This is a genomic window from Novosphingobium sp. KN65.2 (assembly GCF_001368935.1).
Classification (GTDB): Bacteria; Pseudomonadota; Alphaproteobacteria; order Sphingomonadales; family Sphingomonadaceae; genus Novosphingobium; species Novosphingobium mathurense.
The window spans coordinates 1-23,383 of the sequence record NZ_CCBH010000013.1 but is presented as its reverse complement, the minus strand read 5'-3'; the positions used below and the strand labels follow the sequence as shown (position 1 = coordinate 23,383).

Genomic DNA, 23,383 nt, shown 5'->3' with positions numbered 1-23,383 from the left:
AGGCTCAGTCCAGCGGGGCGACGTCGACGGAAAAATGCATGCTCTGCTGCGCACCGCCGCGGAACGTTCCGTCCAGAGGTGCGACATCGCCATAGTCCCGTCCCATGCCGACGAAAATGTGATCGGTATCCGCCAGCAGGGCATTGGTCGGATCGAAGCCCACCCAGCCCAGATCCTCGCCGCACCACAGGTTGACCCAGGCGTGCATGGCATCGGCCCCGACCAGCCGTGCCTGCCCGGCAGGCGGGATCGTGCGCAGATAGCCGCTGACATAGGCTGCCGGAATACCGTGCGCCCGCGCCGCGATGATCATGATGTGGCTGAAATCCTGGCAGACCCCGTGGCGATTGTTGAACGCCTGGATCGGCGGCGTATCGGTTGCGGTGGCCTTGGTATCGTATGCGAACTGCTGGTGGATGGTCTCCATCAGCACGCGCCCGGCTTCCATCACCGGCATCGTCTCGGTCAGGAACCCGCTGGCCCACAGTGCAATGTCGCGCTCCAGCGCGGCGATCGGCGAGGCATAGATGTATGAGGCCGGACCCAGCGGCGAAAGATCGGGCAACTTCATCGCGGTTTCGCGGATCTCGGCCAGATCGGGCCCCGGGGCCCCGGTGACGAAGAACGGCAGCGATTCCTTGTCCACCGTGAAGCGGCTCTCGATCTGCAGGTGACGGATCGGCTGCCGCAGGGTGAAACGCGATTCGTTGATGTAATAGCCGCCGTCGCTGTCAACGATCTGCGCTGGCTGGGGATCGACGCTCAGGGCGAAATCGCTCACCGCCTGCCCGGGCCAGGCGGCCGGACGCAGCCGCACGTTGAACTGCGCAAGACTGACCGGCGCCGCGTAATCCAGCGTCGTGATATGGCTGACGGAATAGCGCATTACAAAAGTCGCGTTCGCTTTTCTGCCTCGTCGCGATCGAATTGCAGGAAATAGCGCAGGGAGATGGCGTCGGAAAGCTCAAGCAGGCGCGCTTCGATGTCGGCCAGCCGCTCCGAGGTCATGTCCTGAGCCGCTGCGGCCTGAAGTTCGCCGAAAAGCGCCCGCGCCGCACGCAAGGGCGGCTCTGGCAGGTTGTCGTCGCTGACGCTGGGCAAGGCTTCGAGATGGGCGACGATTTCGGCCACCTGAAAGACGAGCGCGCGCGGATTGTCCGGATCGAGCAGGACGAGATCGCGGACAGGATTGATCATCGGCTGCGTCAGGTAGCGCGAACCGTAGATGATCTGGCTGTCGCACAAGTCCAGCAGGGCGCCCAGCACCTCGCTGTCGTCCCCGTCGCGCACCAGCCAGTTGACCGTGCGACACAGCGCCTGCGCACGCTCCAGCCGCTTGCCGATCTCCAGGAAACGCCAGGCGGCGCTGCGCACCATGTTTTCCGAGACAAGGCCGGCGAGCGCGCTGAAATGCTCCGTCAGCCAGCGCACTGTCGAGAGCATGCTCTGCGGTCGGTGCATGTCGACCATCGGCATCGGCCGGCTGACGATGCGCCAGAAGTCGCGGGCAAAGCGCTCCCGCAAGGACAGCCCCACTTCCTGGCGGCGATGCAGCAGGGCAGTGGCACTGCCCGGTTCGGCAGCATCGGACAGTGCGGCTGCGCAGATGGCCGCAGCGGGCTGGCCGGACATCTTGGGGGTGATCGCGCCGCGCGCGACGAGCATTCCGATCAGCCCCTGCAGCACGTTGCCCTGCGCGGAAAGGCTGCCGTCGATCTCGACCGAGCTGTCGAGGATGGTGCGAACGATCCGCACCGTCATTTCGGCCCGTTCGTTGTAGCGACCGAACCAGAACAGGTTGTCCGCCGCCTGCGATGCAAGGATGCCACCGCCGCGCGAAACCGGAGGTTCCTCATACAGCATGGACCGCAAATGGGCCTCCATCGGGCGGTCATCGACGATCCAGACGTCGGCGGAGAGATCGCCTGCGCCCATCAGCGTGGTCGGCAATCCGTTCGAGGACGACAGGCGTGCAAAGCCGCCGGGCATGACCGTCCAGCTGCCATCGGCGGTTCGGGCCACGAAGGCGCGCACCGTAAAGGGGCGCGGCACGATCTCGCCATCGATGACCGCTGGCGTGGTGGACAGGTGAACGATCTCCTGCCCGCAATAGTCCATCGGCCGTCGCCACAGCGCCTCGAGCAGGGCCGTGCGCTGCCTGTCGCTGAGCGAGCGCCCTTCGACGGCGCGGCGCGAGGGCAGGCCCTCCACCCGCTGGCCGAAGGCCGGGAGGACCGTCAGTTCGTCCAGCCGGGCGGCAACCGCCGAACTTTCCGCCGCCTGCCCGCACCACCAGGTAGCGATGTTGGGCAGCAGCGGTTCCTCGCCCAGCAGCACCCGGCACAGGCGCGGCATGAAGGCGGCAAAGGCCGGCGATTCGAGGACTTCGGCACCCGGCCAGTTGACCATTTCCACCCCGCCCGCGTCCCAGGCGTCGTAGAGATTGGCCACACCGATCTGCGACTTGGCATCGAAAGTCAGCGGGTCGAGCGAATTGGTGTTGATCCAGCGCCACACCGCATCGACGCGCTTGGGCCCGGCAATCGTGCCGACGTAGAGCCGCTGGTCGAGCACGGATAGATCGCGTCCCTCGACCAGCGGAAAGCCGAGGTAGCGGGCAAGGTGGGCCTGTTCGGCGTAAGTCTGGTTGAAGCGCCCCGGCGTCAGCAGCGCGACGCGCGGATGATCCCGGTTGCAGGCCGCCGCCATGCCCTCGCGCATGTGGGCGAAGAAATCGGCCAGTCGGCGAACACGCGTCTCGACCATCAGGTTGTCGGTCGTACGCCCCATCGCCAGCCGGTTTTCGAGCGCGTAGCCAACGCCACTGGCAATGCGCACCCGGTCGTTGAGGATGCGCCACTGCCCCTTGGGACCGCGAGCGAGATCGGCGGAATAGACATGGATGAAACGGCCCTGCCGGGGGCCCATCGCCATCATCTTGCGGGCAAAGAAAGGACTTCCGGCGATGACGCCGGCAGGCAAATGCCCTTCCCTGACCAGCCGCTGCGGGCCGTAGATGTCCGCGGCCAGCTGCTCCATCAGCGTGGCGCGCTGGACGAGGCCGCGCTCGACTTTCGCCCATTCGTCGGCGGAAATGATCAGCGGCATGACGTTGAGCGGCCAGGCCCGCTCATCCTCGTCGCCGGTTACGCGAAAGGTGACGCCAAGATCAGCAGCATGTCGGGCCGCCGCATCCTGCAGAGTGGACGGATCGCCTTCCGCCTTGGCGGCCAGGCTTGCGACCACGGCCTTCCAGCGCGCGGCCACAGGCTCTGTCGCATCGCGGAACAGGTCACCGCGGGACGCCTCGGCAGGATATCCGTCAAGCCATCCGGGCGGCCTCTCCCCGGCCTCGCTGGGTGGACTAGATGACACGTGGCGGTCGCCTCAGGTCCAGCGAATAGGGGAATTCCCCCGGAGACTCCTCGGGCGGCATCGGCTGCGGCCCCGGAGAGTGGCCATGGTCCTGGAACCGCGCCTTGCGGCGGGCTTCGGCCTCGTAGCCATTGACCGGAACGCTGTCGTAATTGCGCCCCCCGGGATGGGCGACGTGATAGACGCAGCCGCCCAGCGAGCGGTCGTTCCACAAGTCGAGTATGTCGAAAGTCAGCGGCGCATGGGCGGCCATCATCGGGTGCAGGCACTCCGCAGGCGCCCATGCCTTGTAGCGCACCCCGCCCACGCCTTCGCCCGATGCGGTCATCGTCAGGGGCACGCGGCGCCCGTTGCAGGAGATCACGTGGCGACCGGGGACGAGCCCGGTGGCCTTGACCTGCAGGCGCTCGGTCGAGCTGTCGACATAGCGGACCGTCCCGCCGATGGCCCCGGTTTCGCCCAAGACGTTCCATGGCTCGAGCGCGTGGCTGATCTCCAGCGTGACGCCCCCGCCCTCGACTTCGCCGTGGACCGGGAAACGGAACATGCGCTGGGCCTCGAACCAGGCCGGATCGAAATGGTAGCCGGCCTGGGACAGATCATCGAGCACGTCGAGGAAGTCGGCCCAGACGAAATGACCCAGCATGAAGCGGTCGTGCAGTTGCGTTCCCCAGCGCACCAGCGAGCCGTCGAGCGGCTGCTTCCAGAACCACGCGGTCAGCGCCCGCAGGAGGAGCTGCTGAGCCAATGACATGCGCGCGTCCGGCGGCATCTCGAAACCGCGGAACTCGACCAGGCCCAGCCGCCCGGTAGGACCGTCGGGCGAGAACATCTTGTCGATGCATATCTCGGTGCGATGGGTGTTGCCGGTGACGTCGACCAGGAGGTTGCGGAACAGGCGATCGACCACCCAGGGCGCGGGCTGCTCCTGGTCCGGGCCGGGCACTTGCGCCAACGCGATCTCCAGCTCGTAGAGTGCATCGTGGCGCGCCTCGTCGATACGCGGAGCCTGACTGGTGGGGCCGATGAACAGGCCGGAGAACAGGTAGCTCAGCGAAGGGTGGCGCTGCCAGTAGGTGACAAAGCTCTTGAGCAGGTCCGGACGGCGGATGAAGGGGCTATCGAGCAGGCTCGGTCCGCCCAGAACGATGTGATTGCCGCCGCCGGTGCCGATGGAGCGGCCGTCGACCATGAACTTGTCGGCGGTCAGGCCCACTTCGCGGGCGCAGTCGTAAAGCGTCTCGGTGATCTCCACCGTTTCGCGCCACGATGCCGAAGGATGAATGTTCACCTCGATGACGCCCGGGTCGGGCGTGACCTTGAGCACCTGCAGGCGCGGGTCGGGCGGCGGCGCATATCCTTCGATGCGCACCGGCAGGCTCTTGTCCTCGGCAACGACCTCGACCGCCGCGACGAGTTCGAAATAGTCTTCCAGTCTCTCGGTCGGCGGAATGAAGACGGCAAGGTAATCCCCGCGCGGCTCCACGGTCATGGCCGTGCGCACGGCGCCGTCGATGATCTCCTGCTCGACGATCTCCTGTGCCTGCGGCCCTTCGGCAGCGGCGACGCGCTGAGCCCGCTGGCCTTCGCGGGAAGCGGGCCGGTCGCCGTCGGCAGTGCCCACTTCGCGCATGTCCTGCCCCTTGGCGACCACTTGTGCGCGGAAATCGGCCAGCGGCTCGCGCGGCTCGGCCGTGTCGCGCGGGTGGATATAAGGATAGTCCGAGGACGGCACGAATGGCAGCGCGCCAAGCGGCAGGCGATAGCCGATCGCGGAATCGCCCGGCACGGCCGTCAGCAGGCCCTTGCGCACTTTCCAACGCTCGCTCTTCCAACGCGGAATCGACTGGTCCGCCGCATTCCAGCGCTGGACCGGCAGGACATAGCCGACCGGCTTGTGCAGGCCGCGCCGGTAAGTCCGCCTGAAGCGGCGCGCCAGTTCCTCGTCGTCGATCTTGGGTTCGAGCGGCGTGACGTTGACCGGCAGTTCCTGTTCCCGGTCGTTCCACGCGGGAATATCCTCGAAGACGGGCTGGACGAAATCGTCCTCCAGCCCCAGCCCCCGGGCAGTTTCCCGCAACAGGGTCTCCGCCGCAGAGACGTCCATCGTCGGCACCGGATCGGGATCCCCGCCCTTTTCCAGCGGCCTCTCACCGGCGATCAGCGACTGGTCCTTCCAGATCGGCACGCCGTCCTTGCGCCAGTAGATCGAAAACCCCCAGCGCGGCAGGCTTTCGCCCGGGTACCACTTGCCCTGCCCGTGGTGGAGCAGCGAACCGGGCGCGAACTTGTCACGCAGGAGGCGGATCAGCTTGTCCGCATAGGCCGCCTTGGTCGGGCCGACCGCGCCACCGTTCCATTCGTCCGCTTCGAAATCGGCAGCGGCAATGAATGTCGGCTCGCCGCCCATCGTCAGGTTGACGCCGCCTGCATCGAGGTCTGCATCGACCTTGTCACCCAGTTCGAGCAGCGCGTCCCACCGTTCGTCGGTGAAAGGCCTGGTGATGCGGACCGCCTCGGCAATGCGGCTGACGTCCATCTCGAAGTGGAAATCGACTTCGGCCGGTTCGGCCATGCCCTCGATCGGGGTTGCCGAGCGATAGTGCGGGGTCGCGCAGAGCGGGATATGGCCTTCGCCCGCAAACATGCCCGAAGTCGCGTCGAGCGCGATCCACCCGGCCCCGGGTACATAAGCCTCGGCCCAGGCATGCAGGTCGGTCACGTCCTCAAGAACGCCCTTGGGCCCTTCCTTGGGTATGACATCGGCGACAAGCTGGATCGAATAGCCGGACACGAACCGCGCCGCGAAGCCCAGGCGACGCAGCAGCTGGACCAGCAGCCATGCGGAATCGCGGCACGAACCGGTGCCGACCTGCAGGGTTTCCTCCGGCGTCATGACGCCCGATTCCATGCGGATCACGTAGTTGATCCGCTCCTGCAGCTTGCGGTTGATCTCGACCAGGAAGTCGACCGTGCGGCCTTCATAGCTCGAGTGGCTGGCAACCAGTTCCTCGAACAGCGGGCCCTGCGGCTCGGTTTCGAAATAGGCGGAAAGATCCGCCTTCATCGCCTCGGAATAGGAGAAGGGATATTCTTCCGCGTCCGGTTCGACGAAGAAATCGAAGGGATTGATGACGGCCAGTTCGGCCAACAGATCGACCTCGATCGAGAAGTGATCGACCGGATCGGGAAAGACCACGCGCGCCAGCCAGTTGCCGTGCGGGTCCTGCTGCCAGTTGAGGAAATGTTCGGGCGGACTTATCTTGAGGGAATAGTTCGGCACTTGCGTGCGACTGTGCGGCGCCGGCCTCAGCCGGATCACCTGAGGGCCGAGATGCACCCGCCGCGAGTAGCGGTAGCGCGTGAGATGGTGCAGTGCCGCCTTGATCATCAGGACAACATTGCGGCAAACCATGTTGCACTGCAACGATGTTCGGTGTCCAATGGCACAGAAACGGCAGGATTTCTGGACAAGTGACGTAATTGTCCCGGAACTGTCATCGTGGCATGCTTGTGCACTGCCAGTCAGTACGGGATGAACAAGGAAAACATGCTTCAGGCAAGCGAATCGGTCGAGATTTCGGAAAGCTGCGACAATTCGAAGCTGGCGACTTTGCCTGCACGTTACTTCAACCGCGAATTGAGTTGGCTGGCCTTCAACCAACGCGTCCTCGCCGAAGCAACAAACCGGAACTATCCGCTGCTCGAAAGACTGCGTTTCCTCTCGATCTCGGGCAGCAACCTCGACGAATTCCTGATGGTGCGCGTCGCCGGCATCGCCGGACAGGTCCGCCGCCAGATCGAGGAGATCTCCATCGACGGCTCCACGCCTTCACAGGCCCTGACCGCGATCCATGAGAAAGTGCTGCAGCTGGAATCGGTCCAGCAGGAAGCCTGGACCGAACTCAAGCGCCTCCTGGGCGATGCCGGCGTGCGCGTGATCGGCGACGAACGGCTCGACAAGGCGGGCGAGGCCTGGCTGACCGACTACTTCCTCGAACATATCATGGCGGTGATCACCCCGCAGGCGATCGACCCTGCGCACCCCTTCCCCTTCGTCGCCAACCAGGGGATCGGCGTCCTGTTCTCGCTGACGCGCCTTGCAGACGATTCCCCGGTGATGGAGATGGTGCTGATCCCCTCCTCCTTGCCGCGATTCGTGCGCATTCCCGGTGAGGAAGCGGCCTGGATCTCGATCGAGGACCTGATCTGCCGCAACACCGACCAGATCTTCCCCGGCTTTGCCGTCAACGGCCACGGCGTGTTCCGCATCCTGCGCGACAGCGACATCGAGATCGAGGAAGATGCCGAGGACCTCGTACGCTACTACCGCACGGCAATCCAGCGGCGCAGGCGCGGCCTCGTCATCGTGCTGCAACTGCAGGGCAAGTTCGATCCCGCCGCGGAAGACCTTTTGCGCAACCAGCTCGGCCTCGACCGTGCGCTGATCATGAAGACCGATGGGATCATCGGATTCTCCGGCCTTTCGGCGATCTGCGACGAAGACCGGCCCGAGCTGAAGTTCGAACCCTATTCGCCGCGCTATCCCGAACGCATTCTCGAACATGACGGCGACATCTTCGCCGCCATTCGCGAGAAGGACATCGTCATCCAGCACCCCTACGAGAGCTTCGAGGTGGTGATCGACTTCCTGCGCCAGGCTGCGGGCGACCCGGATGTCGTGGCGATCAAGCAGACGCTCTACCGTGCAGGCAAGCAGTCGGCGATCATCTCGGCGCTGATCGCCGCAGCCGAGGCAGGCAAGTCGGTCACCGCCGTCGTCGAGCTCAAGGCCCGCTTCGACGAAGAGCAGAACCTGCTCTGGGCAAGCCAGCTGGAGCGCGCCGGGGTCCAGGTGATCTACGGCTTCGTCGACTGGAAGACCCACGCCAAGGTCTCGATGGTCGTGCGCCGCGAAGGCGAAGGCCACCGCACCTACTGCCACTTCGGCACCGGCAACTACCACCCGATCACCGCGCGCATCTATACCGACCTGTCCTACTTCACCGCCGATCCGGCTGCTGGACGCGACGCGGTGCGCCTGTTCAACTTCATCACCGGCTACGTCGAGCCCAAGAGCACCGAGGTGCTTGCGATATCGCCGATCTCGCTGCGCCCGAAACTCTACGAATGCATCGACGCCGAGATCGCCAATGCCGCTGCGGGCAAACCGGCCGCGATCTGGGCGAAGATGAACTCGCTGACCGATCCCGAACTGATCGACCGGCTCTACGATGCCAGCCAGGCCGGAGTGGAGATCATGCTGGTCGTGCGCGGTATCTGCTGCCTTCGTCCCGGCATTCCCGGCCTGTCAGAGCACATCACCGTCAAGTCGGTAATCGGCCGCTTTCTCGAGCATGTGCGGATCTGGGCCTTCGCCAATGGCGCGGAACTGCCCAATCGCAAGGCCCATGTCTTCATCACGTCCGCCGACGCCATGAGCCGCAATCTGGACCGCCGCGTCGAAGTCATGGTGCCGATGCGCAACAAGACCGTCCATGATCAGGTGCTGGACCAGGTCATGCTGGCCAATCTGCTCGATACCGAGCAAAGCTGGATGCTGGCGCCCGACGGGCATTATGAGAGGGTCGGTGAAAGCGACAACCCCTTCAATCTTCACCGCTATTTCATGACCAATCCGTCGCTGTCGGGGCGCGGCGCATCAATTGCCAGTGGACGAAAAGTACCAAAGCTCTCGCTTAGACGCGGTAATATCTGACATAGGTGCCCCTGAACCCGGGGCCATGCGATTCGTCCAGTCAGAATGAACAGCATCAGCCACACGAGCGAGAAACGCGCGATCATCGACATCGGGTCGAATACCGTGCGTCTGGTGGTCTACAACGGCCCGGCGCGCGCACCCGTCGTGATTCTCAACGAAAAGGTCAACGCCCGTCTCGGCAAGGACATGGGCAGGACCGGCGCGATCTCCGAAAAGTCGATGCGAACGGCGCTTTCGGCGCTGGCCCGCTTTGCCGAACTGCTCCGCCTGATGCAGGTCGACAATATCGAATGCGTGGCCACGGCAGCGGCGCGCGATGCCTCCAACGGGCCGGAATTCCTGGCTGAAGTGCAAAGCTATGGCCTCTCCCCGCGCCTGCTTTCGGGCGACGAGGAAGCGCGCACGAGTGCGACCGGCGTGATCGCGGCCTTCCCCGGAGCGAAAGGCATCGCGGCTGACCTTGGCGGCGGCAGTCTTGAACTGGTGGAGATGGACGGCGAGGTCATGCCCGGTGGCATCACCCTGCCCTTCGGCACCCTGCGCCTGCCCGACTTGCGCGCTGCAGGGCCGGATAGTTTTGCCGATACCGTGCGTCATGCCTTGGCCGAGCGGGACTGGAAGCGGGGCAAGGACCTGCCGCTTTACATCGTCGGCGGCTCCTGGCGCGCACTGGCCCTGCAGGCGATGCGCGAGATCGACTGGCCGCTGGACGATCCCCACGATTTCGAGATCTCGGCGCAGGAAGCGCTCAAGCTGTGCCGCAAGTTCGAAAAGGGCAAGCTCGAGAAAGCCGACCCGCGCATAACCAATTCGCGCATGGCGACCCTCCCAGATGCGGCAGCCCTGCTGGCCCAGCTCATCGACGAAACCGCGCCCTCGCGCCTGATCTTCTCGTCGTGGGGCCTGCGCGAGGGCCTGTTGTTCCAGCACCTGCCGGACAATGTGAAGGCAGAGGACCCGATGCTGGCAAGCGTCAGCGGCTTTGCCCGCACCGCCTTCGCCTCGCCCAAGGCTGCCGCGGCCGTCACCGATTGGACCGCGCAGGTCTGCGAGGATGCCCCCGGCGAAGGCAACTTGCGCAAGGCATCCACCCTGCTCGCGCTGGCAGCCATGCGCACCGAGCCCAACATGCGCACCGAAGAGGCCATGACCTGGGCCCTGCGCAAACGCTGGATCGGCCTAGACAAGCGCGGTCGCGCGATGATGGCGATGACCGTGTTTGCCAATTCGGGCCTGACCGAAGTCCCCGAACAGTTCTGCAAGCTTGCCGACCGCGCCGACCTCGACCGCGGCATCACCTGGGGCCTTGCGGTGCGCCTGTGCCGCCGCCTCACCGGCTGTACGCCACTGGCGCTTGAACACAGCTCGCTCACCCTCGAAAACGGCCGCCTCGTTCTCTCGCTCGATGAAACGGTGCGGGCGCTCTACAGCGCCGGGATCGGCAAGGACCTGCGCGCACTGGCCGAGTGGCTCAAGCTGGAATGGCGCGTCATGGTCTCCGGCCGCAACGAAACGCAGGCGCTCGCCGCCAGCTGAGATTCCGACAGGTCAGGTAAGGTCGCGACCGGTACCGGCCGCACCCTCAGTGTACCAGCGTCCGGCTCTCGGCGATCATGCTGATGCCGCGCTTGCCCTCGCGACGGTCGAGCTGGACGACGATGTCGATCACCGATGCCGCGTATTCCAGTGTCTCGGCGCGGGTCAGGCCGATGCCGGTCTGCATCGACATCAGCGCGATCTGTTCTAGCGCGCCGCGCGGCGAATTGGCGTGGACGGTCGAGAACGAACCGGGGTGGCCGGTATTGATCGCGCGCAGGAAGCTCACTGTCTCGTTGCCGCGCAATTCGCCCAGGACGATGCGGTCCGGGCGCAGTCGCAGCGCGGCCTGCAGCAGGTCGTTGGCCGAAACCTTGGCCTCGCCCAATTCGCCCTTCACGGCGATCAGGCCAACGCCGTTCGCGCCCGGCAGGCGCAGTTCGGCGGTATCCTCGACGAGAACGACGCGCTCATGCGCCGGAATCTCGGACAGCATGGCGTTGAGGAATGTCGTCTTGCCGGTCGAGGTGCCGCCCGAAATCAGGATCGTGCGGCGGCGGCGGATCGCTTCGCGCAGGAAGGAAATCGGCTCTGCCAGCGGATCGGGCATCGCTTCTTCGACCGGGGCCGGGATCGGGCCGCGATCGTAGGCATCGAGCGGCAGTTCCAGCAGGCGATGGCGGCGGATCGCCAGCGCCCAGTTGGCGCGCGTCGCAGGCGGGCCGACCAACTGGATACGCGCACCGCTCTGCCCGCCATAGGCCGGCAGCGTTGCCGAAAGCAGCGGGTGCTCGCGATTGATGCCCTGATGGCTGATGCGGGCCACCTGCTCGGCAAGGCGCTGCAGCAGGCAACTGTCCATTTCCGGCAGGGCAATGCGCTGCATACCGGGATGTGCGGCATCTTCCACCCAGACTTCGCCGGGGCGGTTGACGAGGATTTCGGTCACCGTCTCACGGTCGAGCCAGGGGCGCAGCGGCGCCAGGTAGGCGTCGAGATAGACGCTGCGCGGCAGCTGCGGATCGAGTTCGGCTTCGAACTCAGACACGGGCGCCGCGCGGTCCGGCTGCAGGGGAAGAACGTCTGCCATGTGGGATCACTGGACCTCGCTGAAGTCCAGGTCCTTGGCGGTAAAGACGCGGATCGGCTCGCCCTGGCGTACGCGGATCGTCGGGCCGATCGTCGAGCCGGACTGCACCGCGCTGGCCGCGGCGGACTGGCCGCCGGAGATCACGACGCCGGTTCCGCCCGAAGCGATCGTCGTCAGGCCGCCGACGACCGAGAGCAGCATCGCCGAACCGAAGCGTTCGAAGAAGTGGCTGTTGACCTTGCCGGGCAGACCGGTTTCACCGCCGAAGGAAATCGCAGGCGAACCCAGGTTCACGGAGACGCCATCGGGACGGATCAGGCGGCTCCAGATCACGTAGGCGCGCTTCTGGCCTGCAGACAACCCGCTCTTGTACTGGCCGATCAGGCGCGAGGAACGGGGCACGAGGACATGCTTGCCATCGAAGCTGCGCACGTCGGTGGAGACGATGGCGCGGACGTAGCCGGGCACGTCGGTATCGATGGCGGTTTCCAGCACTGCCGGGATCAGGGTGCCCTGCGTGACCGTGGTCGAGGGATCGAACGAGCGCGCGGCGGCTGCCGTCGTGCCCGTACCGCCGACGCGGGCGGCGAAATCGTCGTTGGCATTGCCGGTACCCTTGCCGTCTGCCGGTCCGGCAACCGGCGCCGCGGCGACGGAGCCGCTGGAATCGAAGACGACGGTCGGGCTGGCGAAAGGATTGGATGCCGTGGCAGCGCCCGGGTTGGCAGCGGGCGGCGCGGCCAGCACGGGCTGCGGCTCCGGGGCGGGTTGCGGCGCGGGCATCGCCGGGGCCGGCCTTTGCGCGACCTGTGCCGGGGTCGGTACCGGAACCTCGTTTGGATTGGCCGCCGGGGCCGGCGCCTGCTGGGGGGCGCCGTTACGGGCCGCGTCCATGGTCCACAGCGTCACACCACCCAGCGCCGCTACGATCAGAACACCCGCAGCCAGGCCGAGGCCGTCGCCCTTCTTGCGCTGGCTGACCTGCGGCAAGACGTTGCGGGTCGCGAGGTCGATGACCTGTGCGCCCTCGCCTTCGCGCGGATCGTCCTGGGCTGCATTGTCGAAGCGTTCGCGCAGGGAAGAATTGGGCGCCATGTCTCAGTTCCCCTTCGAAGAGGCCGGGGTCGAGCCGGCATCGGGCGTGTTCGCGGCCACCGCCGCGCTGGTGCGGACTTCTCCGCTGCGTTCCAGCTCGGCCGTGGCCTTGCCTGAGCGCAGGATTATCAGGTTGGGCACTTCGGCCAGGACGATCGTCGACCCGCGCACGGCGTAGTTGACCGGGCCTTCATCGCCCTTCTCGTTCTTGATGAGAATGGCCGGAACCGGCGTGCGCTCGGGCCAGAGCAGATAGGTCTGCTCGCCATCGTCGTAGATCCGCGTCGGCTGCAGCTTGGCCGAGCCGGTGCGCTTCCACGAGAAGTTCAGGGCCGCCGGATCGGCCGGCAGCGCCATCGGATCGGCCTCGGCCAGCGCGCGTTCGGCGGGCTGCAGGCCCTCGAGCCCCTCGCCGCCGGGCACCGGCGCATCCTGCGGCTCGTCCTTGTAGGTGAAGCGCAGCATGTAGAGCGGCTTCGAGCGGGGCGTCGCGACGAGGTCGAAGAAATAGGTGTGGCGATTGGTCACCACGGTCATGTTGGTGCGCGCGCTGGCCTCCAGCGGCTTCACGAAGAGCAGGTCGGCGCGCTTGTTCGGCGTGATCTGCCACTTCTGCGAATCCCCGACCGCGACGTTCTCGATCGCCTCGTTCTTGCCGAAAGCGATCGTCGCCTGCACCCCGGCCTTGCCATCGATGCGCACGACTTCGTTCTCGTCATAGGGATGATCGACCAGCCGCGAATCCTCGGCCAAGGCCGGAGTGGCGACGGCCAGCAGGACCGGCGCGAGCGCTGCGGGGGCCAACAGTGCGGAGGCGAAGCCCCATGCCTTGTGGCGGATCATCGAATCTTCTCCTTTGCCGGCATCCGGCCGGTATCGTTTGATGCGCTGCGAAAGCGGCTGCCGATGCCGCGCGCCCGCGCGTCCCTGCTCGGGCCGAGCGGCTCGACGCCGCCGCCCGTCACTTGCGTCACGACGGTGCGGCGATCGCCCGCCCGGCCCGCTTCGGAGCCACCGCCGTGCGCAGATTCGTGCATGGCCGCAGCGCTTGCGGCGGAAACCGCCGGGGTGCGGCTCTGGGCCGGCAGCAGCGGCGCAACAGGTGCAGCCGCAGCATAAGTCGGCGCAGCGGCATATCCGGTGTCGCCCCGCGACTTGCCCGAACTGCCCGCTCCGGAAAGACCGAAGACATTCCAGCCGGAAACCAGAGTCCCGGCGACCTTGAGCACCATGCCCATGAGCGCCATATGCACGGCGGCGACGAGGAACAGCGCCATCGCCGCCCGACCGTCGATCTCGCCCAGCTGCGCGCCCTGCACCAGCTTTGCGACGATTGGCACCAGCAGTTCGAGCGAAATGCCCCCGCCCAGCACGACGAAGAGAGGCGTGACCGCGGTCAGCACGACCCCGCGCAGCCAGCCCGCCGTCAATCCGCGGGTGCCGCCGAACAGCGCCATGACAACGAAGATCGGGCCCAGCGCCAGCAGCACCGCAAGGGCGATGCGCGCGGTCAGCAGGATACCGACGGTACCGAGCAACAGGATCAGCGCGCCCAGCCACATCACGCTGGTAGGGGTGAACATGCCCCCCTGCGCGGCAGCCTGCGCCTGCGCGCCGCCGTCACCGCCAGCACCGTTGCTGGCGTTCTGCGAAGCTTCGCCGATGGCCTGGAAGACGATGTCGATGCGGTCGCCGAAGATCTGCGTCGCCGAACCCTTGGCTCCCATCAGGATCGAGGCGATCCAGTCGGGCCCGCCGATGGCGAGGTTCCACACGACGTTCTGGTAGGCGATCCAGCTCGTAGCGAAAGTCAGCACGAGACCGAGCGTGAGCATCCGCGGGGTCAGCGCCGAAATGCCGAGCGTGGAACGGCCGGTGATCAGCGAGAAGGCGAAGAAGGCGATGTAGAGCGTGAGCAGGATCGTCAGCACCGGCGCCAGCGCGCCGTCCGCGCCGAACAGGCGGGCGAAGGCCGAGGAAATCGTCTCGCCGGCCATGCAGTCGACCGCGCGCAGCGCCGGTGCGACGCCCGCCGAGGCCATTTCCGCGAGTTGCTGACAGGTGCCGCTCATCGCCCGCTCACTCGGCCGCCTGGATCCAGGCGGCTCCATCTTCGGCGTCGCCCGGCCAGTTCATGCCGGTCAGCACCGGGTACCAGGCCGCGGGATCGTCACCGTAGCGCTCACGCAAGGTGTCGAGCTTGCGCACCGTGCTCTCGCGGCCCGACAGGACGGTCAGAACTTCCGGCATTCCGGCGAGGTCGAGCCGGACCACGACCGACGCATCGGACTGGCGGATCAGGAAGCAGCGCGAATGCGCGGGCAGCGTGCGGATCACGTCGAGTTCGTGCTGGGTCAGGCCGAAGCCCTCGCAGTAGTCCTCGGCGCGCGCGCGCGCATTGGGCATGAAGATCATCGTCGCGGTCTGCTCGACCAGCGCCGTGGCGATCTTGCTGTCGAGCGCGTCGCGCGCGGACTGGGTCGCGAAACCGACCAGCGCATTGCGCTTGCGCAGGGTCTTGAGCCAGTCGCGGATGCGCGCGGCGAAGACCTCGTCGTCGAGCGCCTTCCAGCCCTCGTCGATCAGGATCATCGTCGGCTCGCCGTCGAGGCGTTCCTCGATGCGGTGGAACAGGTACATCATGACCGGCGTGCGCAGGCGCGGGCTTTCCAGCAGCGCGGTCATGTCAAAGCCCAGTACGCGGGCCGAAAGGTCGAGCCGGTCCTGCTGGTTGTCGAACAGCCAGCCATGTTCGCCCCCGCCGATCCAGGCATCGAGGCGCGACGCGAGATCGCCGGGCTGCGGGCGACGCGAACCGGCCAGCAGTTCGCGGAAATACGAGAGACGGCGCAGGCTCGGATCGTTGGCATAGGCGGCATCGACCGCGCCGGCGATCGTCGCCAATTCCTCGGGACCATTGGCCGAGAGCAGGACGCCCAGCCAGTCGCGCAGGAAAGCCCGATTGGTGGCCGTATCGGGCAGCGAAAGCGGGTTGAACCCGGTGGGATGTCCGGCGGCGACGCGGCTGTAGGTGCCGCCGATTCCACGCAGGAACACTTCGGCGCCGCGGTCCTTGTCGAACAGGATCGTGCGCGGCGCGAACTTCTGCGCCTGGGCGGCGAGGAAGTTCATGACCACCGTCTTGCCGGATCCCGACGGACCGATGACGGTGAAATTACCAAGGTCGCCCTGGTGGAAGTTAAAGAAGAACGGCGTCGAGCTGGTGGTCGACAGCAGCGTCACCGCATCGCCCCAGTGATTCCCGCTCGCCTGCCCCATCGCAAAACCGTGCAGGCTGCCGAAACAGGCCATGTTGGCGCTGGAAATCAGCGCACGGCGGACGATGAAGCCCTCGTTTCCGGGAAGCTGGCCCCAGAAGGCCGGCTCGAGATTGACTTCCTCGCGCACGGCAACAGCCCCGGCATCGGCCAGCGAGGCAGCGCACATCGCGGTCACTTCGTCGAGCCCTTCCAGCGATTCGGCGCGCACCAGCACCGATAGGTGATGATCGCCGAAGCCGACGGCACCGGTACCGAGCGAATCGCGGGCGCTCGCCATCTCGCGGCGTTCGGCCATCGCTTCCTCGTCGGCCGAACGCAGGCGGCGGATCGCGAGGTCGATGCGTTCACGCGCGATCTGGCGGTCGCAGGGGGCGTAAGTCTCGGTCAGGACCAGCTCGCAGGGCAGGCGCAACAGCGCGTCCGTCAGGCCCGGAGCGGTCGAATCGGGATAGTCCTTGAGGCTGACGACCGAAGCGAACGAGGCGTTCGATGCCCCGCGCAGTTCCAGTGCGTCCATGCCGAAGTTGATCCGGCGATAGGGCAGCATGTGTCCGATATCGGTGCCTTCGGCAGGTCGCCGCACGGGCCGCATCTCGCCGTTGTAAAGCGCCGAAAGCAGCTCGAGCACTTCGGAGCACTGGCCCTTGGGCGTGTCGTAATCGCCCAGCATCCTTGCGCCGTACGAACCGAGCGAGGCAACCATGGCGCTGGCCGCGGCACGCAGCGAGCGTACGTCGGCGGGATCGGCCTCTACCGCCTCGCCGCCCTTGCGCTTCATCATGCGGGAAAGCTTGTCGGCCCAGCCCGCCTTGCCGCGCGCGGGGCGGCGGACAAGGGTAATGAACTGGTCGTTCACGAACAGCGCCCCCGAACCGGTGCGGGCCCGCCAGCGCGAATCGATATGCGCGGCAAGCGGATCGTCGAAATGGCCTTCCAGCTCGATCTCGACGCGGCGGCGGATCACGTGGTGGTAAAGCACGAAACGCGCATCGAGCGAGGAGCGCAGCAGCACTTCGCGGGTTGCGACGTGGGCATTCAACTCGTCGGTATCGGCGGTTTCGAAGGCGAGGCCCGGAACCATCAGCGACAGCATTACCGAACCGTCGCGCAGCAGCACAACGTTTTCATCGACCTGGGCCTGGTAGGGCAGCCGGTCACCGACAAGGGCTTCCTTGCCGGCCCAGCCCTTCAGGCCCGGGATTGCGCGTCGCGACTTCGTCTTTGGCGCCATGTCTGTACTCCCCACCCCCGAATCGATCTCAGGGTGCGTAACTGTTGCAACCCCAGCGCTGCCAGTTGGCGACGCGCGGGCACTTGCTCACCTTGGCGATCCAGAGGTCGAATACCCGGGGTTCGCGCAAGCATGCGAGGTATCCGACCCCATGGATCGCGAGCGCCGCTGGCAGCGCCCAGAAACTCTTGGTGATGAGGAAGATCTCCGTCGTCACCGCAGCGTTGATGATGAAGAAGCTGTATGTCACCCCGGCGAACATCTGCGGCCGGGTGAGCGCGCGATGGACGGGATAGCGGGCCAGGCTCATCAGCCGCGCCCTCAGCCCGCCGCCGACTGGATGCCGGAAACGATCGCGCCGGCGCCGAACAGCACGAAGCAACCGATGATGACGGTCGCGCCGAAACGCCAGTTCATGCGGCCGGTCAGCATCATGAAGCCGACCGCGGCCACGGCCATGACCGCAACCGCAGTGGCGACATTGCCGAGCAGCGTGCCCTGCAGCCAGCCCAGTGCCGCGACGATCGGTCCGCTTCCGGCCGGATCCTGCGTATTGACGGTCTGCGCGCTGGCCAGATTCGGCATCAGCGCCATGCCCATGGCCGCAAAAAACGCGGCAAAAGCCGTGGAAATTCCGCGATCAGCGCGGGTACGAATGAAAGAATCTCGAATCACCATGCCCTCCGTGTGAGGGCCAAGTGCGCCACCATGATGACAAGTGTGTGACGATGAGACGGCTAAAGAGACAGTCATATTGCAATCGCCAGTCACTGTTTCAGGTACGTAGCAAGGGCCGCCGGCCCTCCCCGACGGCCCCACTATACTGGCGACCATTATTATAAAGTGTTACCCGAAAGGCCAGCGTGCGATTGCCGGTTGTCGACCGGGGCGCTGCCCCGGCCCGAAAAACAGTAGGCCGGAGCCGGTCAGCGCACTGCCAGGGTCTGGCCGGAAGCGATGCCCTGCATGGCCTTGCGCGCCGCCCAGCGCGAATCCATCCACGAGCCATCCGCCAGTTCTAGATCGTAGCGCTCTGGGCTGGCTGCGGCCGCCTTGTAGTTGACCATGGCCTGCTGGGCCATGCCGACGCGGGCATAGGCGGTTCCCAGGTTGATCAGGGCAGCAGGATCATTGGACTGGGCAGCGCCCATGCGCTGCAGCTTGGCGATGGCCTCTTCATTCTTCCCGGCCGCCAGCTCCTCGTAGGCGACATCGACTTCGTCCTGGGGACGAACTTCGAGCGTCAGCGAAAAGGCCGACTGCCCCATGAGGACACTTGCGACGAGTAAGGATAGCGACATGCAACACTCCCGGACATTCTTGCGATTGAGGCATCTTCTGCGGAAAAACCTGCGACCTCAAGAAAATGACGCAACTGTCATAAAACTGCAATCTGAGCATGAATCCCGCCTCTGAAGGCGAGTCGCACGGACAAGTCGGGCTGTTATCGTCTAATGGTCATATGTCGGTCACATAAGTGCATATTTCTGTCATTGGATCGCCAACAAACTGTCACCCCCCCACCCTAAACGCCCCCTCAACGAAGGCGGATTCGCCGCTTCGTCCGACCTGTAAAACGGGGGAATTCACGTGAAGAAAATTTCTGGTCTGCTGCTCGTTGGCTGCAGCGCACTTGCTCTTGCCGGTTGCGGCGCCGACGACATCTCGTCGCCGGGTGCTGGCGGCATCACGATCAACAACCCGACGCCCGCTCCGACCCCGACCCCGACTTCGGGCACCGGCACCGTCGTCGCGGCTGCCAGCTGCCCGACCTTCAACGCCACCGGCGGCCTGACCGACAGCGGCACGATCACCGGCCCCGAAGGTTCGTGGCGCGTGTGCACCCTTCCCGCCCTGGTTGACGTCAGCTCGAGCCTGCCCAAGGTCGCCGGCGTCGTTTATCGCCTGAACGGCCGCGTCGACGTCGGCTGCGATGGCGGCTTCTCGGCCCCGACTTCGGGTTCGCCCTTCACCACCACGACCGCCAGCTGCAACGGCCGTTCGCTGACCGCGGACACCGACGTCACCCTGACGATCGATCCGGGCGTCATCATCTACGGCGAAAACGGTTCGGAAGCCGCCTGGCTCGCCGTCAACCGTGGCAACAAGATCAATGCTGTCGGCACTGCCTCGCAGCCGATCATCTTCACCAGCCGCCAGAACGTTGTCGGCACCAACGACGACAGCTCGCAGGGCCAGTGGGGCGGCGTCGTGCTGCTCGGCCGTGGCATCGTGACCGACTGCAACTACGGTTCGACCGCCGCGAAGACCTGTGAGCGCGACACCGAAGGCGCGGTCAACAAGGCCGTCTTCGGCGGTCAGGACAACGCCTACAACGCCGGCACCATGAAGTACGTCCAGATCCGCTACTCGGGCTATGTCCTGAGCAACGGCAAGGAACTGCAGTCGCTGACCGCCGAAGGCGTCGGCTCGGGCACCACGCTCGACTACTTCCAGTCGGTCAACAGCTCGGACGACGGCGCCGAATTCTTCGGCGGCAAGGTGCAGTTCAAGCACTACATCTCGGTCAACGCAGACGATGACAGCCTCGACCTCGACACCGGCCTGGAAGGCTACTTCCAGTACGTCATGCTGCTGCAGCGCAACGGCGGTGGCGACGCGCTGATGGAAATCGACTCGAACGGTGCCGAATCCGACACCCCGCGTCAGAAGACCGTGATCGCCAACTTCACCGGCGTTCAGCCCAGCTCGAGCTCGAACAACGAATCGAACGACCAGGCTTCGGTCCTGATCCGCGGCAACTCGGACATCACCTGGGTCAACGGCATCATCAACACGCCCAACAACGAATGCCTCCGTCTGAACGGCTCGGGCACCACCCCGGCGACTCTGAAGGCCTATTCGACCGTCATGTCCTGCGGCTCGACCAAGTACATCGACAGCGGCACGAACGCTGCCGGCTACTCGGCTTCGCAGTTCGCTTCGGGCACCAGCCTGAACGACGATGCCTTCACCTCGACCCTGTCCAACACCTTCGTCAACGGTGCCAACGAAGCCGGCAAGGCTGGCTACGCCGACATCAAGACGCTCTCGAGCTTCTTCGACGCCGTCACCTACATCGGTGCGGTAAAGGACGCGAGCGACACCTGGTACAAGGGTTGGACCTGCGACAACGCGACCGCCAACTTCGGATCTGGCAAGAGCTGCACCTCGCTGCCGACCGCCTGATCCGGCCGCCCATAACTAACGACAAGGGGGGCGGTCCGAATTCGGCCGTCCCCCTCTTCGCATCGATACTTGTTCCAGGGGGACATCAAATGACCAAGCCGCGGCTTGTTTCGCTGCTGCTGCTTTCCACCGCGATGCTGACGCCTGCCATGGCTTCGGCTCAGGAAAGCGCCTCGACCAGCACAGACGCCAACAGCGCATCGAACGATCAGGCTGACACTTCCACGCAGGAAGACGCGCCCGAAATCTCGATGCCCGGCGGCGCGATCATCGTCACCGGCCACCGCGATCGCAACATCCAGCGCATCGCACCGCAGGTCATTTCGGTGCTCTCTACCCAGGAAATCGCCCGTACCGGCGAAGGCGACATTGCCGGTGCCCTCGGTCGCGTGACCGGCCTCAGCGTCGTCGGCAACGGATATGTCTACGTGCGCGGCCTTGGCGACCGCTATTCGCTGGCCCTGCTCAACGGCTCGCCGCTGCCCAGCCCCGAGCCGCTCAAGCGCGTCGTTCCGCTCGACCTGTTCCCGACCAGCATCGTCGCCTCCTCGCTCGTCCAGAAGAGCTATTCGGTGAACTTCCCCGGCGAGTTCGGCGGCGGTGTCATCAACCTCACCACCAAGGCCATTCCGACCGAGAGCTTCCTCACGGTCAGCGGCGGCCTTGGCTGGGATACCGAGACCACGAACAAGCTGAGCTACAGCTATTACGGCAGCAAGACCGACTGGACGGGCTGGGACAACGGCAACCGCTCCATTCCCAAGTCGCTGCAGAGCTATTTCAACAGCAACACCGTCATCGATCCTACCGGTGACCTCGCCAAGCAGCTTGGCGGCATTCTGGTCAACGGCCGCAATGCCGTCGTCCAGAAGGACACCAAGACCCAGCCGAACTTCTCGGGCGGCATTACCGGCGGCACCGCGATAGAACTCGGCGATGCCACGCTCGGCGTGATCGCCGCTGCCAGCTATTCGAACACGACGCAGACCAAGGACATCATCCGTCAGCGTGCGCAGGGCACCACGGCTGAGCCCAGCCAGCTGTTCGAGAACTTCAACGCAGTCAACACCGACAACCGCATCGTCGGCAATGGCCTGCTCGGCCTTGGCCTCGAGTGGGGCGAGAACAAGATCCGCTGGACCAACGTCTATATCCACGACACGGTCAAGCACACCAGCCTCAGTCTCGGCAAGCGCGAGAACAACATCCAGGCTGACTACATGAACCAGACGACGGCCTGGTACGAACGTCAGCTCATCGACACGCAGTTCGTCGGCGAATTCAAGCCGGCCGACGACACCTCGATCGACGTGCGCGCCGGCTATGCGAACTCGAAGCGCCTCGCACCTTTCGAGATCGAGGCGGAGTACCTGCGCACCAATGTCGATAGCGACAAGTACGGGCAGTATTTCGTCAATCGCCTGGGCAACGGCAACCAGGACCCGACGACGATCACCTTCTCGCGCCTGAACGAGGACGTGTGGTCGGCAGGCGTCGATCTTGCGCATACCTACAGCCCCGGCTGGACCGGCAGCGTCGGCTATGCCTACCAGATCAATTCGCGCACCAACACGCGGCGGTCCTTCGCGATCTATGCGAACGGCGACCAGACGCAGATCTCCAACTTCGGCCTGCTTCGCCTCGACGTCCTGCTTCAGCCGGGCACCTGGTACCTGCAGGACTATGGCGTAAACTACGGCCTCGAGCTGCGCGAGCCGGAAGCCAGCACCGCCCAGTTCGATTCCCGCCTGCTCAACCACGCCTTCTACGGCAAGCTCGAAGGCGCGCTGACCGACCAGCTTTCCTTCGATGTCGGCGTGCGCTGGGAATATGCCAAGGAGTCGACGATCCTGCGCCCGATCGGCGCCGATCCCAGCAAGGCTACCGATCTCAAGAACGAGTACTTCCTGCCGGCCCTGACGCTCACCTACGAGATCAATCCGAGCATGCAGGTACGCCTCAACGGTTCGAAGACGATTGCCCGCCCGCAGTTCCGCGAACTGCTGTACCAACCGTACTTCGACCCCGATTCGAACCGCACCTATCAGGGCAACCCGTTCCTCGAAGACAGCAAGCTGACCAACATCGAAGGCCGCTACGAATGGTACTTCGATCGCGACCAGCGCATGTCGGTGGGTGCCTTCTACAAGAAGATCGACAAGCCGATCGAATCCTTCCTGACAGGTTCGGAAACCTTCATCACGTCCTATGCCAACGCGCCGAGCGCCGACCTTTACGGCGCCGAGCTGGAGCTGCAGAAGTACTTCTACCTGGATAGCCTGGGCGGCAAGTTCTTCGAGACCCGCAGGCTGATGCTCATGGGCAACTACACTTACACGAAGTCCAAGCTGAAGGTCAGCGACAGCGACCTGTTGCGCATCTATGGTGCGGGTACCGGCACGTCGCTGGCGACCGACTACTTCCGCGACGGCGCACCGCTGACCGGTCAGTCGGAACACATCGCCAACCTGCAGATCGGGCTCGAGGACACCGACAGCCTTTCCCAGCAGACGATCCTGATCAACTACGCAAGCAAACGCGCGGTCAGCCGCGGTCTTGCGAACTCGGGCCAGCCGGACATCTTCGAATATCCCGGCCTGACCGTCGACCTGGTCGTTCGCCAGGGCTTCATGGTCGGTAACAAGGAAATCGAACTGAAGCTCGAAGGCCGCAACCTGACGGGCCGGAAGCACGAGGAATACCAGTCCTTCGTCGATGGCCGGGTGGACTACAACACCTACCGCGTCGGCCGGACCTTCTCCGCGTCGGCCTCATTCAAGTTCTGACCCGAGGATCCTGATCCTCACTGGGAAGGTCCCTGCCCTTCCTACGGCAACCTCGGGGGCCGGGCGCCCCCCCCGGCC

The 23,383-nt window shown here is 65.3% G+C and carries 15 protein-coding genes; 4 read left to right on the top strand and 11 right to left on the bottom strand.

All coding sequences use genetic code 11. The features are described 5' to 3' along the window. Nucleotides 1-4 precede the first annotated feature (4 nt). The 3 genes from SPHV1_RS00740 to SPHV1_RS00730 are packed head-to-tail and all read right to left on the bottom strand — an operon-like array spanning nt 5 to nt 6,766. Entirely contained in the window at nt 5-886 is an 882-nt protein-coding gene (locus SPHV1_RS00740) for a transglutaminase family protein (protein ID WP_054944236.1), read from the bottom strand. After that, nucleotides 886-3,375 (bottom strand): circularly permuted type 2 ATP-grasp protein, encoded by a 2,490-nt coding sequence (locus SPHV1_RS00735; RefSeq protein ID WP_054944235.1) that lies wholly within the window; start codon nt 3,373-3,375, stop codon nt 886-888. The genes SPHV1_RS00740 and SPHV1_RS00735 overlap by 1 nt, the downstream gene beginning before the upstream one ends. Beyond that, nucleotides 3,365-6,766, bottom strand: coding sequence for a DUF2126 domain-containing protein (locus tag SPHV1_RS00730; protein ID WP_054944273.1), 3,402 nt, complete (start codon nt 6,764-6,766; stop codon nt 3,365-3,367). Before SPHV1_RS00730 ends, SPHV1_RS00735 begins: the two co-directional genes overlap by 11 nt. Nucleotides 6,767-6,910: 144 nt before the next feature. On the opposite strand from SPHV1_RS00730, the gene SPHV1_RS00725 reads away from it, so the two are divergent. Together SPHV1_RS00725 and SPHV1_RS00720 are read left to right on the top strand one after the other, a co-directional pair. Further along, nucleotides 6,911-9,094, top strand: a complete 2,184-nt coding sequence (locus SPHV1_RS00725; RefSeq protein ID WP_054944234.1) for an RNA degradosome polyphosphate kinase — start codon at nt 6,911-6,913, stop codon at nt 9,092-9,094. 45 nt (nt 9,095-9,139) lie between these two features. Beyond that, nucleotides 9,140-10,633 (top strand): Ppx/GppA family phosphatase, encoded by a 1,494-nt coding sequence (locus SPHV1_RS00720; RefSeq protein WP_054944233.1) that lies wholly within the window; start codon nt 9,140-9,142, stop codon nt 10,631-10,633. A 46-nt stretch (nt 10,634-10,679) separates the two neighbouring features. Here the strand turns inward: SPHV1_RS00720 and virB11 are convergent, their stop codons facing one another. The 8 genes from virB11 to SPHV1_RS00680 all read right to left on the bottom strand — a co-directional run bounded on the left by virB11 (nt 10,680) and on the right by SPHV1_RS00680 (nt 18,631). Further along, nucleotides 10,680-11,723 (bottom strand): P-type DNA transfer ATPase VirB11, encoded by a 1,044-nt coding sequence (gene virB11 / locus SPHV1_RS00715; RefSeq protein ID WP_054944232.1) that lies wholly within the window; start codon nt 11,721-11,723, stop codon nt 10,680-10,682. Between the two features lie 6 nt (nt 11,724-11,729). Beyond that, nucleotides 11,730-12,818, bottom strand: a complete 1,089-nt coding sequence (locus SPHV1_RS00710) for a TrbI/VirB10 family protein (RefSeq protein ID WP_054944231.1) — start codon at nt 12,816-12,818, stop codon at nt 11,730-11,732. 3 nt (nt 12,819-12,821) lie between these two features. Next, nucleotides 12,822-13,661 carry a TrbG/VirB9 family P-type conjugative transfer protein gene (locus SPHV1_RS00705; protein WP_054944230.1) on the bottom strand — a complete coding sequence of 280 codons (840 nt, stop codon included), beginning with the start codon at nt 13,659-13,661 and terminating at the stop codon, nt 12,822-12,824. Next, a complete protein-coding gene (locus tag SPHV1_RS00700; protein WP_054944229.1) occupies nt 13,658-14,890 on the bottom strand; it encodes a type IV secretion system protein in 1,233 nt (410 codons plus the stop codon). Before SPHV1_RS00700 ends, SPHV1_RS00705 begins: the two co-directional genes overlap by 4 nt. Before the next feature lie 7 nt (nt 14,891-14,897). Then, a complete protein-coding gene (locus tag SPHV1_RS00695; protein WP_054944228.1) occupies nt 14,898-17,330 on the bottom strand; it encodes a VirB4 family type IV secretion/conjugal transfer ATPase in 2,433 nt (810 codons plus the stop codon). A 28-nt stretch (nt 17,331-17,358) separates the two neighbouring features. Then, nucleotides 17,359-17,640, bottom strand: coding sequence for a type IV secretion system protein VirB3 (locus SPHV1_RS00690; protein WP_007012094.1), 282 nt, complete (start codon nt 17,638-17,640; stop codon nt 17,359-17,361). Nucleotides 17,641-17,651: 11 nt separating this feature from the next. After that, a complete protein-coding gene (locus SPHV1_RS00685; protein WP_082430710.1) occupies nt 17,652-18,008 on the bottom strand; it encodes a TrbC/VirB2 family protein in 357 nt (118 codons plus the stop codon). A gap of 248 nt (nt 18,009-18,256) precedes the next feature. Then, entirely contained in the window at nt 18,257-18,631 is a 375-nt protein-coding gene (locus SPHV1_RS00680; protein ID WP_054944226.1) for a hypothetical protein, read from the bottom strand. Between the two features lie 289 nt (nt 18,632-18,920). On the opposite strand from SPHV1_RS00680, the gene SPHV1_RS00675 reads away from it, so the two are divergent. Then, complete coding sequence (locus SPHV1_RS00675) at nt 18,921-20,519, top strand: hypothetical protein (RefSeq protein WP_054944225.1); 1,599 nt, start codon at nt 18,921-18,923, stop codon at nt 20,517-20,519. A gap of 89 nt (nt 20,520-20,608) precedes the next feature. Beyond that, a complete protein-coding gene (locus SPHV1_RS00670) occupies nt 20,609-23,305 on the top strand; it encodes a TonB-dependent receptor domain-containing protein (RefSeq protein ID WP_054944224.1) in 2,697 nt (898 codons plus the stop codon). The last annotated feature ends 78 nt before the right edge of the window (nt 23,306-23,383 follow it).

Excerpts from the sequence above, each read along its gene's own strand:
- SPHV1_RS00740 (WP_054944236.1), bottom strand. The coding sequence starts at position 886 with ATGCGCTATTCCGTCAGCCATATCACGACGCTGGATTACGCGGCGCCG.
- SPHV1_RS00730 (WP_054944273.1), bottom strand. The coding sequence starts at position 6,766 with ATGATCAAGGCGGCACTGCACCATCTCACGCGCTACCGCTACTCGCGG.
- SPHV1_RS00725 (WP_054944234.1), top strand. The coding sequence starts at position 6,911 with ATGAACAAGGAAAACATGCTTCAGGCAAGCGAATCGGTCGAGATTTCG.
- SPHV1_RS00720 (WP_054944233.1), top strand. The coding sequence starts at position 9,140 with ATGAACAGCATCAGCCACACGAGCGAGAAACGCGCGATCATCGACATC.
- virB11 (WP_054944232.1), bottom strand. The coding sequence starts at position 11,723 with ATGGCAGACGTTCTTCCCCTGCAGCCGGACCGCGCGGCGCCCGTGTCT.
- SPHV1_RS00710 (WP_054944231.1), bottom strand. The coding sequence starts at position 12,818 with ATGGCGCCCAATTCTTCCCTGCGCGAACGCTTCGACAATGCAGCCCAG.
- SPHV1_RS00705 (WP_054944230.1), bottom strand. The coding sequence starts at position 13,661 with ATGATCCGCCACAAGGCATGGGGCTTCGCCTCCGCACTGTTGGCCCCC.
- SPHV1_RS00700 (WP_054944229.1), bottom strand. The coding sequence starts at position 14,890 with ATGAGCGGCACCTGTCAGCAACTCGCGGAAATGGCCTCGGCGGGCGTC.
- SPHV1_RS00695 (WP_054944228.1), bottom strand. The coding sequence starts at position 17,330 with ATGGCGCCAAAGACGAAGTCGCGACGCGCAATCCCGGGCCTGAAGGGC.
- SPHV1_RS00690 (WP_007012094.1), bottom strand. The coding sequence starts at position 17,640 with ATGAGCCTGGCCCGCTATCCCGTCCATCGCGCGCTCACCCGGCCGCAG.
- SPHV1_RS00685 (WP_082430710.1), bottom strand. The coding sequence starts at position 18,008 with ATGGTGATTCGAGATTCTTTCATTCGTACCCGCGCTGATCGCGGAATT.
- SPHV1_RS00680 (WP_054944226.1), bottom strand. The coding sequence starts at position 18,631 with ATGTCGCTATCCTTACTCGTCGCAAGTGTCCTCATGGGGCAGTCGGCC.
- SPHV1_RS00670 (WP_054944224.1), top strand. The coding sequence starts at position 20,609 with ATGACCAAGCCGCGGCTTGTTTCGCTGCTGCTGCTTTCCACCGCGATG.